The organism is Sporosarcina luteola, from assembly GCF_007991495.1.
Lineage (GTDB): Bacteria > Bacillota > Bacilli > Bacillales_A > Planococcaceae > Sporosarcina > Sporosarcina luteola.
This window is the reverse complement of sequence record NZ_BJYL01000005.1, coordinates 1-16198: the sequence shown is the minus strand read 5'-3', so window position 1 is coordinate 16198 and position 16198 is coordinate 1. Positions and strand designations below refer to the sequence as shown.

The 16198-nt window shown below is 44.6% G+C and carries 15 protein-coding genes and 1 other annotated feature; of the genes, 3 read left to right on the top strand and 12 right to left on the bottom strand.

From position 1 onward, the window contains the following. Nucleotides 1-164 precede the first annotated feature (164 nt). The 4 genes from trmB to pepV are packed head-to-tail and all read right to left on the bottom strand — an operon-like array spanning nucleotide 165 to nucleotide 4104. Nucleotides 165-809, bottom strand: coding sequence for a tRNA (guanosine(46)-N7)-methyltransferase TrmB (gene trmB / locus SLU01_RS02395; protein WP_147054973.1), 645 nt, complete (start codon nucleotides 807-809; stop codon nucleotides 165-167). Nucleotides 810-821: 12 nt separating this feature from the next. Beyond that, nucleotides 822-1814: a nuclease-related domain-containing protein gene (locus tag SLU01_RS02390; protein ID WP_147054971.1), complete on the bottom strand. Its 993-nt coding sequence runs from the start codon at nucleotides 1812-1814 to the stop codon at nucleotides 822-824. Between the two features lie 29 nt (nucleotides 1815-1843). Further along, complete coding sequence (gene dat, locus SLU01_RS02385) at nucleotides 1844-2698, bottom strand: D-amino-acid transaminase (protein WP_147054969.1); 855 nt, start codon at nucleotides 2696-2698, stop codon at nucleotides 1844-1846. After that, nucleotides 2695-4104: a dipeptidase PepV gene (gene pepV, locus SLU01_RS02380; protein ID WP_373866384.1), complete on the bottom strand. Its 1410-nt coding sequence runs from the start codon at nucleotides 4102-4104 to the stop codon at nucleotides 2695-2697. The genes dat and pepV overlap by 4 nt, the downstream gene beginning before the upstream one ends. 269 nt (nucleotides 4105-4373) lie before the next feature. On the opposite strand from pepV, the gene SLU01_RS02375 reads away from it, so the two are divergent. Further along, nucleotides 4374-4595 (top strand): DeoR family transcriptional regulator, encoded by a 222-nt coding sequence (locus tag SLU01_RS02375; RefSeq protein WP_147055032.1) that lies wholly within the window; start codon nucleotides 4374-4376, stop codon nucleotides 4593-4595. Between the two features lie 48 nt (nucleotides 4596-4643). On the opposite strand, the gene SLU01_RS02370 is transcribed toward SLU01_RS02375, so the two are convergent. Both SLU01_RS02370 and SLU01_RS02365 read right to left on the bottom strand, forming a co-directional pair. Continuing rightward, complete coding sequence (locus SLU01_RS02370; protein WP_147054965.1) at nucleotides 4644-5360, bottom strand: pseudouridine synthase; 717 nt, start codon at nucleotides 5358-5360, stop codon at nucleotides 4644-4646. 3 nt (nucleotides 5361-5363) lie between these two features. Beyond that, a complete protein-coding gene (locus SLU01_RS02365) occupies nucleotides 5364-6980 on the bottom strand; it encodes a putative polysaccharide biosynthesis protein (protein ID WP_147054963.1) in 1617 nt (538 codons plus the stop codon). A gap of 130 nt (nucleotides 6981-7110) precedes the next feature. On the opposite strand from SLU01_RS02365, the gene SLU01_RS02360 reads away from it, so the two are divergent. After that, complete coding sequence (locus tag SLU01_RS02360) at nucleotides 7111-8373, top strand: BaiN/RdsA family NAD(P)/FAD-dependent oxidoreductase (protein ID WP_147054961.1); 1263 nt, start codon at nucleotides 7111-7113, stop codon at nucleotides 8371-8373. Nucleotides 8374-8549: 176 nt separating this feature from the next. On the opposite strand, the gene leuS is transcribed toward SLU01_RS02360, so the two are convergent. The 4 genes from leuS to SLU01_RS02340 all read right to left on the bottom strand — a co-directional run bounded on the left by leuS (nucleotide 8550) and on the right by SLU01_RS02340 (nucleotide 13991). Continuing rightward, entirely contained in the window at nucleotides 8550-10964 is a 2415-nt protein-coding gene (gene leuS / locus SLU01_RS02355; RefSeq protein ID WP_147054958.1) for a leucine--tRNA ligase, read from the bottom strand. A 68-nt stretch (nucleotides 10965-11032) separates the two neighbouring features. Then, nucleotides 11033-11248: a binding site (T-box leader), on the bottom strand. A 109-nt stretch (nucleotides 11249-11357) separates the two neighbouring features. Beyond that, a complete protein-coding gene (locus SLU01_RS02350; protein WP_147054956.1) occupies nucleotides 11358-12002 on the bottom strand; it encodes a 3-oxoacid CoA-transferase subunit B in 645 nt (214 codons plus the stop codon). A gap of 9 nt (nucleotides 12003-12011) precedes the next feature. Next, complete coding sequence (locus tag SLU01_RS02345) at nucleotides 12012-12698, bottom strand: CoA transferase subunit A (protein ID WP_147054954.1); 687 nt, start codon at nucleotides 12696-12698, stop codon at nucleotides 12012-12014. Between the two features lie 108 nt (nucleotides 12699-12806). Beyond that, on the bottom strand, nucleotides 12807-13991 hold the full coding sequence (locus SLU01_RS02340) for an MDR family MFS transporter (protein WP_147054952.1): 1185 nt from the start codon (nucleotides 13989-13991) through the stop codon (nucleotides 12807-12809). A gap of 172 nt (nucleotides 13992-14163) precedes the next feature. Here SLU01_RS02340 and mnmM point away from each other — a divergent pair, with 172 nt between their 5' ends. After that, complete coding sequence (gene mnmM, locus SLU01_RS02335) at nucleotides 14164-14760, top strand: tRNA 5-(aminomethyl)-2-thiouridylate-methyltransferase MnmM (protein ID WP_147054950.1); 597 nt, start codon at nucleotides 14164-14166, stop codon at nucleotides 14758-14760. Between the two features lie 77 nt (nucleotides 14761-14837). On the opposite strand, the gene SLU01_RS02330 is transcribed toward mnmM, so the two are convergent. Both SLU01_RS02330 and SLU01_RS02325 read right to left on the bottom strand, forming a co-directional pair. Next, a complete protein-coding gene (locus SLU01_RS02330; RefSeq protein ID WP_147054948.1) occupies nucleotides 14838-15566 on the bottom strand; it encodes an SDR family NAD(P)-dependent oxidoreductase in 729 nt (242 codons plus the stop codon). A 2-nt stretch (nucleotides 15567-15568) separates the two neighbouring features. Continuing rightward, the gene (locus tag SLU01_RS02325) at nucleotides 15569-16117 is read right to left on the bottom strand and encodes a DUF4825 domain-containing protein (protein WP_147054945.1); all 549 of its coding nucleotides are present in this window, start codon (nucleotides 16115-16117) and stop codon (nucleotides 15569-15571) included. Nucleotides 16118-16198: the final 81 nt, after the last annotated feature.

Sequence of the window (16198 nt, the reverse complement as noted above, 5' to 3'; positions counted from 1 at the left end):
TCTAGCACTCTCCGTTGGCTGGAACGGAAGGCGGCGACTCCTGTGGGAAAAGCGAGACAGCTGAGACCCCGCAAGGAGCATGCTTTTCGTGACTGAGAAGGCTCAGCCTCGCCCGCGGAAAGCGTCCGCCTGAAGTGGAAGCCACATTTAAAAATTCCATTTCCCTAGTTGTTGTACATCGCTTCCAATCGATAGATCGGTTGTCCTTTTGCGGAGAACTTCTCTTCATATTCCGTCATAATATTATCTTCCGGCATTTCAGCATGCAAATCGAGTGAAACATCTTGAAGAATCATGCCATAGGCAGAAATGGAAACGAGTGAGTACTCGAATAACTTACGGTTGTCCGTCTTAAAATGGATTTCCCCCTGTTTCCGTAAAACATGTTCATAGCGCGCTAAAAATGATTCATGCGTAAGTCTCCGTTTTGCATGTCGGGATTTCGGCCACGGATCGGAAAAATTCAAATAGATCCGGTCCAATTCCCCCGTTTCGAACAACTCCTCCAAATTGGCGCCATTACCACGGAGCAAGCGCAAGTTCGAAGGCTTGTCCGTCTCGATTGCCTTTTCCAATGCAGAAACGATGACATTATCAAAATGCTCGATTCCGATATAGTTGATGTCCGGATTGGCTTTTGCCATACCAATGACGAATTGCCCTTTTCCAGTTCCGACTTCTACATGAATCGGATTTTCATTGCCAAAGATCTCTTTCCAGTCTTTCACTGTTTTTTCATCTTCATGGATTAAGATATCCGGATGTTCCCCCATGAAATCTTTTGCCCACGGTTTATTGCGAAGACGCATAATTGATTACACTCATTTCTGTTCATTATTCTCGTCAGTCGATTGTTCAATTGGTTCCTCGAACAATCGGCTGATTGCTGTCGTTTGCACATTATCTAAAATCGACTGTGCTGCTTTGAATTGATTGAATTTCATTGGCACCGTCGATTTCCGTAATGCATCGAACCATTCACCATATGTCCGCCGATCAATAACTTTCGTATCAAACGGCGTACTTGGGTAGTCAATATATCCATTTCTTGAAGCGACGATCTTCTTAATCGGAAAATCTATTCCTTGCGCGAGAAAGATTCCTGAAAGGATTTTCTCCATCCGATTCAGCCCAATGAGCGGATTTAGGATTCTCGATTCGCGCTCTCCTGATTTTTTTATCCAAAAACGATCCCCGCTTCCAATGAATGCAGCGACATCTTCCTGCTCCAACATTGTAATGCACAAGCACTCAAGTGGAGTGATGACGATAATATCCAGCTCAACTGGCGCTTTTTTCACTTTCAGGACAGGATAATAAAACAATAGAAAACTATCCGGGAGCTGTTGCGTGAAACTCTTTAGCAAAGGATCACGCATGAATTTTGCATCGAGTCGGGAACTTTCAAGCATTGTAGAGCTTGCCCATTTTAATTGGAAATGGAACAACTGATTCAAATAGAGCCGGCGCAGCTGTTCAAGGTTTGTCGGATTGGAAATGATATTCGGATTAAAATTAAAAAGGTCCGTTTCTTCCTCGCCATCTTCATGTGATTCTATTTCTATCAATTCTTCCGTCTGTTCTTTTCTATTGCCGAATAAACGAAAAAGAGGGGTGTACCATTTCCCCTCTTCGGGTTGTTCTTCAACTTCTTCCGGAATTTGCCGCCAATCAGAAAGATCAGCTCCATTTTCCCATTGAAGTTTCATTCGTTGCCATTGGGAATTTTTCAAACGGACATATTGTGTCGGGTATCGTGATAAGTCATTTTCATAGCGTGATACATAATCAAGCAGTTTGACAAGCTGCGCCAATTTCATCCACTCCGATCAGTTGGCGATTCTTATTCTCCTATTACAGTCACCGGAATCTGACGCGTAAAAGCTTCTTGCAATTTTTTTGTAATAGGACCTGGCGAACCTGAACCTATCGCTTTTCCATCAATTTTAACTACCGGTGTAACTTCAGCTGTTGTAGATGTCATGAAAAATTCATCCATCTTCATAGCTTCCTCAGAAGTGAACGTTTTCTCTTCCACCGGAATGCTCATTTCTTTACATAGTTTTAAAACAACCCGGCGTGTGATGCCGTTAAGGATTAAATTTGTTGCAGGATGTGTATAAACAACGCCATTTTTAATCCCAAACATATTGGACGAAGATCCTTCCATGACAACCCCATCCCGGACCATGATCGCTTCAGCACACCCGTCCTCATAGGCTTCTTGTTTAGCAAGCACATTAGCAAGCAAGTTCAAGCTTTTAATATCACAGCGGAGCCAACGGACATCATCGACTGTTTTTGCCGATACCCCGTCTTCCAAATTTTTATATGGCCTAGGATTCGGAATTGCGTATCCCGTTACGACTGGCGGCACTTCCATTTCTGGAAATTGATGAACGCGTGGTGATACGCCCCGTGTCACTTGAATATAGATATGCCCTGTTTTGATGTCGTTCGTCTTGACCAATTCCTTTGCAATATCGATCAATTGCTGTTCAGAATAAGGGATGGACATTTTAATTTTCGATGCGCTTTGGAATAAACGCTCAAAATGCTCCTCGGCTGTATACAATTCTCCATCGTACACTTTAACAACTTCGTAAACCCCATCGCCGAAATAATATCCTCGATCATCAATCGAGATGTTCAAACTGTCCTTGCTGGTGAATTGGCCGTCAATAAAGTAAATCGTCATTCCTTTTCCCCTTCCTCTTCTTTCGATGCAAGGCGGCTGATTGCCTCTGCGTAAATGGCTGTCGCCTTCAATAAATCCTCTATATATACATATTCATCCGCCTGATGTGCGACATCCTCCCTGCCCGGGAATAGCATTCCGAAAGCGACGCCTTTATCAAGAACACGCGCATACGTGCCACCGCCGATTGACAAAAGCTCGGCCTCTTCACCTGTATATGTTTTATAAATTTCTTGCAAGGTTTTGATGAATGGATCATTTGCATCAACGTGGTGTGGCTTTGAGTTACCCTTTACCGTTAATTCGAACGGGGAGTCCTTCAATCTTTCCAAACACGTCTCAATCTTCTCCTCAAATGGATAAGTGACCGAGTATCGCATACTCACTTCTACTTGCCCTCCTTGTTCCGGAGAGAAAGTAACAATGCCTGCATTTAATGTCGTATCACCTGATATGTGATCATTAAAAGCCAAGCCCAAATAGCTTCCCCTCGTTTCATTTCCAAATGCATCAACAATGAATTGAGTAAAGTCTTTGGACTGTCCCTCCTCAAAGATGCGGTTTAGGAATGTCGCCAATACAACAGCCGCATTCACGCCATTGTCGGGTTCCATCGCATGCGCAGACTTGCCGTTAACACTAAAAGTTGTCTCGGTTTCGTTCCCAACGATTGAATAACCATAATTATGTGTATCCATGAAAGTTTCAAATTGGTCCTTGATCTCTGAAATGCCGATCCCAATAACAGCCTCTGCTAGATCCGGCACCATATTTGTCCGATTTCCCGATTGAAATGCAAGTAGCTGGCCGTCAGTCAATTGTGTTTTCAGTTGAAAACTCAATGAAGCAATTCCTTTTTCTGCGTTGATGATGGGGAAATCCGCATCCGGCGCAAATCCGATTGTCGGCATCTCCTCTTTTTCGAAATAACGCTTAACGCAACGGAATCCGCTTTCCTCATCAGCCCCAATGATGAGTCGCACTCTTTTATTCAACGGAACGCCTGATTGCTTAATCATTTTCATCGCATGCCAAGCGGCTATTGTGGGCCCTTTGTCATCGATCGCTCCACGTCCAAATAATTTCCCGTCCTTAACAACGCCCTCAAATGGACCGTGCGTCCAGCCGCTGCCAGCAGGGACGACATCGACATGGCAGAGGATGCCTACTAATTCATCTCCATCGCCCATTTCAATATGTCCTGCCATATTGTCGACATTCTTGACGGTGAAGCCTGCCTTCCTGCCTTCTTCAAGCATCCATGCAAGCGCACGCTTCGGTTCTGGTCCGAACGGCGCTTCCTCTGTTGCCGCTTCCTCATCCAAAACAGACGGAATGGATACTAATTGCTTTAAATCATCGATTAACATGTCTTGCCCAGCCAACACTTTTTCTTCCCAATTCACCAATCCAAGCACCTTCTTTCTTAATACCCTATTTTTGCACGTTCGGCTAAGAAAATAAAGGACAAAACATTCTACACAAACAATTAACAAAAAATTCATGTACTATCGAACAAAATGAGTTATACTAGTATTGTCAGAACATTGCATCTGACGCAACGTTCTGATGAAAGGAGTGCATTGTCGGAGGCGATTTCAACTAACCTAGGGTACATTCAATAGTCTCATGCCCATCGTTTTTGGAAAATGAAGATGAAGGAGTGGTTCCACAGTTGAATCCAGCTACTGATCGTATGCTTACCCGCATTAAGGACGTCTATATGTATATCCTTGATAAAGGTATTGTCACAACGGAAAATGTGGTCGAAGAATTCGGTATCACCAACCGTACTGCGCAAAGGGACTTGAACGTCCTCGAATATAATGAGCTTATTACAAGCCCCGCTCGCGGTAAATGGACGACAACTCAGAAAAAAGTTAAATTGCCTTCCTAAATTCACTTCAATTCAGCATATGAAAAAGACTGAATCGGATAATCCGGTTCAGCCTTTTTCATTGCGAAGCATAGAGAGCTCTTCATCTGTCAATTCCCGATATTCCCCAAGCAGCAATTTTTCATCCAACTGCAAAGGCCCCATGGAAAGGCGTTTCAAGTAGACAACCCGCTTGCCTACAGCTTCGAACATCCTTTTCACTTGGTGGAATTTTCCCTCCGTAATTGTCAGTTCGATTTCGGATATAGTTGCTGATTTTAAGATGCGAAGTTTTCCCGGTTTTGTGAAATAGCCATCCTCCAGCGTTACTCCTTCAGCAAACCTATTGATATCTTCCTCACTGACAACCCCTTCAATATGGGCATAATACGTTTTCGGCACTTCCTTTTTCGGCGACAATAATTCATGTGTAAGCTTTCCGTCATTCGTTATGAGCAATAAGCCCTCTGTGTCTTTGTCTAGCCTGCCGACTGGGAACGGCTCGAAATGTCTGTATTCATCATCTAACAAGTCGATGACGGTCTGATCACGCGTGTCTTCCGTTGCAGATATAACGCCTTGAGGTTTATGCATCATCAAGTAGATGAACTCCCTATAAACGACCCGTTCACCAAGAATCGTCACTTCATCGATTTGTGGATCAACGTGAAGCGCGGGGTCCTTCACCTGCTCGCCTTGTACCTGGATAGCGCCTTTCTTCAAAAGTTGGCGCACCTCTTTTCGGGAGCCAAACCCCATATTTGCCAATAGTTTATCTAAACGCATTCTTCACCCTCCAAAACCGAGCTTCTTTGTAATCTTCGTTAAACGATCTCCGAATAATTTTTGTGCAAGGCCTGATTTCAAGGACAGAGCCCCATATACTGCCGCCCCGACAAACGCACATATTAGAACGTAAAGCAATGCTTGCATCTTGCCGCCCACTGGGCTGATCGCTAGCAGGCCTTTTAATGTTAATTGAACAGCTACAAGCATAATGACATTGAAAATCCCGATGAGGATGAGTCTTCTGAACACCATTCTCGAACGATAATGAAGGACCCTCGAAATGACATAAATATTAATGGCGACAGCAACTGCATAGCCGATCGCCGTAGCAGCGATTGCTCCATTCACTTCAAAAAGCTTAATAAGAGGGATGTTCAACACCATTTTGAACAATAACCCTGTCAATGAAGTGAAGACGATCCATTTATGCTTGTCGATTCCTTGAAGGATGGCAGCAGTTACGGTGAATAAACCGAACAGAATAGCAACGGGTGCATAAGAGGCGAGGACCTCCGCGCCGGCCGCGCTTTTGCTATATAGGAAAGTATAGGTTTCATTCGAAAGGACAATCAAACCAAGAACCATCGGAACGGTTAGAAACAGCATGATTTGAAACGTTTGGTCGAGTGATCGAGTAATTCCTTTCTGATCTTTCTTTGTATAATAACTTGTAATGACCGGAATCAAAGCCATCGAAAAACCGGTAGCCACCATAACGGGAATCATAACGACTTTATGCGTCAAAAAGTTGAGCATTGTAAAAAAGTCATCTGTTACGTCCGATAGGCCAATTGATTTCATCGCATTGTTGAATGTAATCATATCTACAAATTGGTACAAGGGATTAATGACACCGACAAGGATAAATGGGATTGTGTACCCTATCACCTCTTTATACATATCAAAAAAAGTAATATCGCTTGCCGGTGGACTGCTCGCATACAGTTGATTGAATTCAGGTTTATACTTCATCCAATACTTATATAAGACAGCAAGGCCAGCAAGTGCACCGATGAATGCGGCAAATACCGCAAATTTCACAGCTGTCCTTGGGGATAAATCCAAGATATTAACTACGATGAACGCTCCAAGCAATACGAATACAATTCGGACAATCTGCTCAACAAGTTGAGAAACAGAAGTCGGTTCAAACTTCTGGTTACCTTGCAGATACCCACGTACAATACTCATCAACGGGACAACAAGCAGCGCATAACTCACCCATCGGATCACGGATGTAATTTCTGCTAACGTATATCTTTGGTCATCATCGACTACAACAAGATGCGCTATTGGTTCAGCCAGAAAGAATAATATTAAGAACGACAATATACCTGTAACTACCATGACAAGCATGCCGGATTTCATCAATTTCCGGCCGGTGGCATAATCTCCAACCGCATTATATTTCGATACGAATTTCGAAATAGCCAGCGGTGCGCCCGATATAGCAATCGCCAACGCCAAGTTGTAAGGGATATATGCGTACTGATACAAACCGATATTTTCTTGCCCAACAATCGCATAAAACGGAATAACGTATAATAGACCAAGCGCCTTCGATAGAAAGAGCCCGATCGTTAAAATGGCCGTGCCTTTTACAAGATTTGATGACATATTTGATCCTTCCAATCTTAAGAACTACCCCACAAAGCTACTTATCAGTTTACCCCCAGCCGACATTTTTCACAATGATTATTGAAGACATCATGTATAATGGAGAAAAATCGAAAGTGTGGTTTCATATATGTATGACGTCATAATTGTCGGCGGGGGTCCCTCAGGGTTAATGGCCTCGATCGCCGCAGCTGAAAACGGAAGTAAAGTCCTTCTTCTCGACAAAGGAAAAAAGCTTGGAAATAAACTATCCATTTCTGGCGGAGGCAGATGCAATGTAACAAACCGATTGCCTTTGGAGGAAATCGTGAAAAACATCCCCGGAAACGGAAGATTTTTATATGGTCCGTTTTCCGTTTTCAATAATGAGGATATTATCGCATTTTTTGAAGGGCTCGGTGTGCCGTTAAAGGAAGAAGATCACGGCAGAATGTTCCCTGTCTCGAATAAAGCGAAGGATGTCGTCAATGCATTGCTCACTGAAATGGATCGGTTGCACGTCGAAGTTAGACTGTCGACCCGGGTAAAGAAATTATTGATGGATGATGAACAGATTTTGGGTGTTCGGCTGGAAGATGGCGAAGAAATCCGGGCGAATGCAGTCGTCATCGCTGTAGGCGGCAAAGCAGTACCGCAAACTGGGAGTACAGGAGACGGCTATCCTTGGGCCGAGAAAGCAGGTCATACCGTAACGGAATTGTATCCGACGGAAGTGCCTTTATTATCCAATGAATCGTTCATCCAATCAAAAGAACTACAAGGACTTGCATTGCGCGATGTAGCTGTTTCCGTTTTGAATGCAAAAGGGAAAACATTGGTCACGCATCAAATGGACATGTTGTTCACCCACTTCGGATTGAGCGGTCCTGCGATATTACGATGCAGCCAGTTCATCGTGAAGGAACAGATGAAAAACGGGAGAAAGCCTGTTGAATTGAGGATTGATTCCCTACCTGCGATGAATGAAGAAAAGGCGTTTCAGATGATTCAAGGTTTGTTAAAAGAGGATCCGAAGAAAGCATTGAAGAACAGCTTGAAGGGAATCGCGCCAGAACGATGGCTGTTATTTTTATTTGAACGTGCGGGAATTGACGCAGCTGATATCGGTGCCGGGCTTTCGAATGAAAAGATTCGTAAGTTGGCGGGCTTGTTGAAAGGATTTCCGATGACTGTAAACGGCACGCAGCCGATTGAAAAGGCATTCGTCACAGGCGGAGGCATCTCGACGAAAGAAATCGAGCCGAAAACGATGGCCTCGCGGAAAAAAGAAGGACTTTTCTTCTGCGGCGAGATTTTGGATATACATGGTTATACGGGCGGTTATAATATAACTTCCGCGCTCGTTACTGGTCGAATTGCCGGGATGAGTGCTGGGTCGTTTGCGAAGAGATAAGAGATAGCACGATTAAAACACCAGTTTTATGCGACTGGTGTTTTTCGTTTGGGTTCGAATGGCGGGTATGGGTTTGGGACTACCAGCTTTGGACGCGCGGCGACTTCCTTTGGACGCGATTAAATAACCCGCGGAAAGTAATATACCCTTTCCACGGGTTACAAATATATCTATGCTTATACCGCTACAATATTAACCAGTCTTCCTGGAATCGCGATCACTTTCTTCAATTCTTTGCCATCAATCCATTGCTTTACATTTTCGTCAGACAAAGCAACTTTTTCAAGCTCTTCCTTCGTAATATCCTTCGCAACATTGATTTTCGCACGGACTTTTCCGTTGATTTGAACCGCTACTTCGATCGTGTCATCGGATAGTTTTGATTCATCAAATGTTGGCCATGTGACATAGGTTACTGACTCACTATGTCCAAGTTTCTCCCAAAGCTCTTCTGCAAGATGCGGCGTGATTGGTGAGATCATGACGACGAAGCCTTCGACGAATTCTTTTGGAATTGAGTCGACTTTATAACCTTCGTTGATGAACACCATCATTTGCGAAATCGCCGTGTTATTACGCATTCCTTCGAAGTCTTCGGTCACTTTCTTCACGGTTTGGTGGTATACCTTTTCAAGTGCGCCTCCTGGTTCACCGCCGATTTTCTCGCTAAGCGATCCATCTTCATTAACGAATAGTCGCCAAATGCGGTCCAAGAAACGACGTGATCCGTCCAGGCCGTTTGTTGACCATTCTTTGGATGCGTCAAGTGGGCCCATGAACATTTCGTATAAACGGAGTGTATCTGCGCCGTGTGAATGAACGATATCATCTGGATTGATGACATTGCCAAGCGACTTGGACATTTTCACATGCCCTTCTCCTAGGATCATTCCTTGGTTGAATAACTTTTGGAATGGCTCTTTCGTCGATACGACACCGATATCGTACAGCACCTTATGCCAGAAACGTGCGTAAAGAAGGTGAAGCACTGCATGTTCCGCACCGCCAACATAAATGTCGACCGGCAACCAACGTTCCGCAAGCTTCGGATCGATGAGCATTTCATCATTATCCGGGTCAATATAGCGCAAGTAGTACCAGCAGCTTCCTGCCCATTGCGGCATCGTATTCGTTTCCCGACGGCCTTTCATGCCTGTGACGGGATCAACGACATTGACCCATTCTTCGATATTCGCAAGCGGAGATTCTCCTGTTCCGCTCGGTTTAATGTTATCCGTTTTCGGCAACATTAACGGCAATTCGGATTCATCGACCGTCGTCATGGAACCGTCTTCCCAATGGATGATTGGAATCGGTTCACCCCAATAACGCTGTCTGGAGAATAGCCAGTCGCGAAGGCGGTATGTGATTTTCTTCTCGCCTTTGCCCTTTTCGACGAACCATGCAATCGCCTTTTCAATTGCTTCTTCTTTTCCTAGACCGTCTAGGAAATCAGAATTGATATGGTTGCCGTCTCCTGTATATGCTTCTTTCGTAACATCTCCGCCAGCGACGACTTCTACTATCGGCAATTTGAATTCAACTGCGAACTCATAATCCCGTTCATCATGCGCAGGCACCGCCATAATGGCGCCTGTTCCGTATGATGCAAGGACATAATCCGCAATCCAGATCGGCATTTTTTCGCCGCTCGCAGGGTTGATTGCGTAAGCGCCTGTGAATACGCCTGTTTTCTCTTTCGCAAGGTCCGTACGTTCCAAGTCACTCTTCGTTTTCACTTTATCCAAATAAGCGTCGACTGCACCTTTTTGTTCAGCTGTCGTAATTTGCTCGACCAGCTTATGCTCAGGAGCTAGGACGGCATATGTTGCGCCGAAGATTGTGTCGGGACGAGTCGTAAATGCTTCGAATGAAAGCTCGGTTCCGTCGATTTCGAATGTCAATTGAGCACCTTCAGATCGTCCGATCCAGTTGCGTTGCATATCCTTCAGGCTATCCGGCCAGTCAACGTCGTCAAGATCCTCAAGCAAGCGGTCAGCATATTCCGTTATGCGCAATACCCATTGGCGCATCGGACGGCGTTCTACTGGATGGCCGCCACGCTCGGATTTCCCGTCGATCACTTCTTCATTCGCAAGGACCGTGCCAAGCGCAGGACACCAGTTCACTGGCACTTCATCGATATACGCCAAGCCTTTTTTATACAATTGAATGAAAATCCATTGTGTCCATTTGTAATACTTCGGATCTGTCGTATTCACTTCGCGGTCCCAGTCGTATGAAAACCCAAGGTCATTCATTTGACGTTTGAATGTTGCAATGTTTTTCGCCGTGAATTCAGCAGGGTCATTCCCAGTGTCAATCGCATATTGTTCAGCCGGCAGACCGAACGCGTCCCATCCCATCGGGTGAAGGACGTTATAGCCCTGTTTCCGTTTGAATGAACTTAAAATATCCGTCGCGATATAGCCTAGCGGGTGACCGACGTGAAGGCCCGCGCCAGAAGGATATGGGAACATATCAAGCGCATAGAATTTCGGTTTTGATTCATCGTCAATCATTTTGTACGTCTTATTGTCCTTCCAATACTGTTGCCACTTCTTTTCAATTTCTTGATGTTTATAACTCATGTCGATCCATCCTTCCCTTTACACTCAAATCGCGTTTTGCGGAAATAAAAAACTCCCGTCCCTTATAAATAAGGGACGAGAGGTATATGTACTCCCGCGGTGCCACCCAAATTGACGGCAATGCCGCCCAACTTGATTCCTTAACGCGGAAAACGGCACCGGCTACTATTCGTTCACCGATACAGGCTCAAAGGCGAGTTCATCGTAGTCGTACAGGCTCGCACCAACCGCCTGCTCTCTTTAATCGACCGGACCGATTACTAATTCCTTTTCAACGCCAACGCTATTGAAGTTAGTTTATTGTAGTGTACCCGAAATTGTTCCAAAATACAATACATGAAGAAATATAGATGAAAACGCCAAGCCCTCGCTGAAGGACTTGGCATTTTATATTCAACCTAGATTCACTTTCAATTCCGCATCCGTCGAATTCACAACGTCTTCGACTGTGAATCCTTCGAACACTTCCTTCAATTCCAAACCATCTGGTGTCACGTCGATCAAAGCTCGTTCTGTAATGATTTTATGAACGACGCCTTTTCCAGTTAAAGGCAGTGCGCATTCTTTTTTAATCTTCGCTGAACCGTCTTTTGCGACATGATCCATAATGACGATGATTTTCTTAGCGCCGTGCACAAGATCCATCGCGCCGCCCATCCCTTTAATCATCTTGCCAGGAATCATCCAGTTTGCTAAATCCCCATTTTCGGACACTTCCATACCACCCAAGATTGCCACGTCGACATGTCCACCGCGAATCATCGCGAACGATTCCGCACTGTTGAAAAATGCAGAGCCGGGGATTGTCGTTACCGTTTCCTTCCCCGCATTGATCAGGTCTGGATCGACCTCGTCTTCCGTTGGATACGGCCCAATTCCAAGAAGTCCGTTTTCCGACTGAAGCACGACCGTCTTATCAGCCGAAATATAGTTAGCGACCAATGTCGGCATTCCGATACCAAGGTTGACGTAGTCGCCATCATTGATTTCCTTTTCCGCTCGTCTTGCAATTCTCTCTCTGAAATTCATCGTGAACATCCCCTTCCCTTACGAGAGCGTTAGTCGCTCTATCCGTTTTTCCTGTTTCGCTTGCAATAGGCCTTGTACGTAAATGCTAGGTGTATGAATTGTCGCCGGATCGAGTTGCCCTGTTTCCACGATTTCCTCAACTTCTGCAATCGTAACTTTCCCTGCAGCTGCCATCATCGGATTGAAATTCTGAGCCGTCTTGTTATAGATCAAGTTTCCGATTTTATCTGCCCTCGCTGCGCGAATCAAAGCAAAATCAGCGACAAGCGCTTCTTCCAGAACATACTCCTTGCCGTTAAACACCCTCGTCTCTTTACCATCCGCCACTGTCGTACCTACCCCAGCCGGCGTATAAAATGCAGGAATTCCAGCGCCACCTGCACGGATTTTTTCAGCAAGTGTCCCTTGCGGTGTCAATTCAACTTCAATTTCACCGGATAAGACTTGACGTTCGAATTCCTTGTTTTCCCCAACATAGGAGCCGATCATTTTCTTTATTTGCTTTTCCTTCAATAAAAGACCGAGTCCCCATTCGTCGACACCACAGTTATTTGAAATGACCGTCAAATCTTTGACGCCTTTTTCAACGAGCGCTAAAATGAGTTGTTCAGGAATTCCAACGAGGCCGAAGCCTCCTACCATTAATGTCGAACCATCTTCAATTCGTGAAATTGCTTCCATCGCTGTTGAATAAATTGGTTTCATCTAGCATTCCCCCTTTTGAATCCTCAGAATAATAACAACTATCCTATCTTCATTTAAACAAACTATCATATTGAACGCAATCTTCGTATGAAAAAAACCGGAAAATCCTTATTGGATTTCCGGTTTTTCACCCGACGTTCTAAGTGGCCGATCATATAGCAATGTTGAAACGATTGTTATCGCCATAAGGCTAGTTAGTAGTAAAAGCATTATTTTCATGCCGTAGATTTCCACAAGAACGCCACCCGCAAATGGACCGATCATTCGCCCGATCGTTGCCGCGGAGTTTACAATACCTTGATAAAAACCATCTCTCCCTTTAGGCGCCAACTGACTAGCTATCGTCGGTATGGCAGGCCATACGATCATTTCACCGAATGTAAGAATAACCATGGAAACGATGAACATTTTGAAGGATCCCGCAAAACTGACGACGATGAAAGAGATGATGAAGATTGACGTCCCGATAATCATCTGTGTCTTCAGCTTATTCTCGATCCGCTTAATCAGCGGCTTAATAATGGGTTGACCGATGACAATGAGTAACCCGTTAATTGTCCAAATGGAGCTATATTCCCTCAACGTAACGCCAATCGATAAGGCGTGAGTGGAAATGGTTGTCGACCATTGGGAATAGACGAGCCAAGTGACCAAGTAGCCGGCAACCAATATGAGCAGCGCATAGAAAGGTGCCCTATGTTTGATCCGCCCTGTTTCCCGGATAACATCGGTGTGCCGGTCTGGTGCAATTTCTAATTTCTTATATCCAAAATACGCAATGAGCAGAAAGATAATATAAAAGGCAAGGTTTGCAGAAAAGATATAGTCAATATGGACAGATGCGACAAATCCTGCCAAAGCGGGACCGATCGCAACACCGACGTTCTGAGCAAGGTAGATCGAGTTGAACGCCTTCCTGCCCCCTTCAGGCCAAATTGTTCCGACCATGGCATACATACTCGGAAAAATGATACCGCCACTGAATCCTAATATTGTAAGAAAAATAATATATGGATACCAATCATGGTTGTAAACGAGATAGGCAAGCGCCAAAATCGATAGGATGATTCCACTAATGATTGATTTAAATCCGCCAATCTTATCAAATAAGAAACCACCTAGCAGATTTCCGACTACACCTGCTCCCGCATTTGCCATGAGCACAAGCCCCGCAACCGCCAATGACTTGCCTAAATAATCATGCATATAAATTGTATTTAAAGGCCAAAGAAAAGAGTTTCCGATGACATTCACGAACATCCCGATAACGAGCAACCAAACTTTTTTAGGCATATCCCTGCCTCCGTTCAAGTAATATCGACCCCATACTTGCAGGATATTTTGAGTGTATGCTTTTTTCCACAATCAGACAAGATAAACGGAATATGTTCCGCAATTCAGATGACACCCTTCAAATTGTTCATGATACAATTTAGTCAATCGATACGGAAAGGTGGAAATGTAAATGAGTCAAATCCTTTTGCACCGGGTCCTTCCTTTTTCAAAGCGGCTGATGAGTGCAACTATCCTTCCTGGCGAGTCCGTCGTCGACGCGACCGCCGGGAACGGGAATGATACATTTTTCTTAGCGGAGCTAGTTGGAGAGGATGGAAAGGTTTTTGCCTTCGATATTCAGCAAGCCGCCCTCGAAGCGACTGCCGGCAGATTAGGGGAGTTGACTAGCCGAGTCAATCTCATCTTGGACAGTCATGCGGATGTCGATCGCTATGTCAATCAACCGATTGGCGGAGCGATGTTCAATTTAGGCTACCTACCTTATAGCGACGATAAGTCCATTATTACGAAACCCAAGTCAACAATCCAAGCAATCCACAAATTGCTGGGAATGCTAAAAAAGGGAGGGATCATTACAATATCCGTTTATGACGGCCACGATGGAGGCAAAGAAGAGCGGGACGCACTGCTCGCCTATGTCAAAACATTGCACCAAGCGGATGTGCACGTCATCCGCTATGAACTGCTCAACCAGCGGAACAACCCGCCTTTCCTCGTTGCACTTGAAAAAGTGAGAGACTTTGAAGAAGTTGTGCGGGTCGATTAAAAAGCGCAGGGCGGCGTTTAGCCTCGACAGGTGCTGGATTGAAAAACGCTTGGACCATTTCGGATCCAAGCGTTTCTTTAGTCAATTATCTGGCGTATATCCGCAATCGGTCCGATTTCCTTGAAGTCTTTCCTGTCCAATACGGCAATTAGCTGATCAGCTGTTTGTGCAGCGCTACTTAACTGGCCTTGACTTTTATAGTCAATGAAACGGTCCAGCAGGGGAAAATCATCTGCATCACTCGACCGAATCGTCTCCTGCATGCCTGTGTCAATAATTCCGGGTGCTATCGATACAATTTCAACCGGGAACTCGGCATTTTCCTGCTCCAAGGAAATAACACGGGAAAAATGATCAAGTCCTGCTTTCGTCGCGCAATAGACTCCCCATCCTTCATAGGACTTCCGACCAGCCCCGGATGATATATTGACAATCTTTTTTTGTCCTTCAAATCGCTTCAAACTCGCGATGAATGCATTGGATAAAATCATCGGTGCAGTCATATTAATAGATACAGCCTGCGTTATTTGCTCTGCATTTACACTGCCACTCAACCCGATCGGCTCGACAATTCCAGCATTGTTTATTAACGTGAAGGCTGTTGCCTGATGTATATTTTCTTCGACAATACGCCATATCAATTCCTCTAAATTACTCGTTTCAGTCAAATCAACTTTAATGAAATCGGATGGGTCACCCTGATTCGTACGTGCAACACCAATTACTTTCCCGCCCCTATCCCTCAATTGTTTCATCAATTCAAATCCAATTCCTTTTGAGGCGCCTGTTACAATATAAATATTCATGCTCATTCCTCTTTCATATAAGCTTTTAGCCACTCGTCAATTCCCGGCTCCCCTAGAGGCTTTTGCACTTTCTCCTTAAATACATCCGGTTCTATCAGTGTCCCGAACTCTTCACCAAACCACTCCTCCACATTTTCACGATGGACTATGTATGAATCATCAAGAAACCGCAATTCCACTACTTCCAAGTTTTTCAGCATTAAAAATGCCGCAGTCGTATTATATAGAAATGCCTGCTCCGCCTTTTCCCCGAGTTCCGCAATCGAAGCTTGATAGTGAACGACTAACGAAAAGCGGTCAGGATCCATCTCAATTGACCCTTTATATTCATTCAAAGGCAGCAACTGAAAAAGTGCTGAAGTATTTGAGGCATCTCCCATGTAGTTGCTTTCAAACTCAAGGACCTTTTCGAAATCATGCTTCATCGGGTCTTGTTGGAGCTTTTCCTCTCCAATTCTCGCTTTTCCAGGAATCTCATAATAAGCAATCCATACGTATAGAGGGATTGCAATAATGACAATCAGCCCCATGATTAACCTTTTCCTATCCACTCTATCTCCCCATTCTTCCTCTTTTTCACTAGTTTATCATGATACAAGACAGTTGTCAGAAAATCGAGTAGGAGGGAGTGA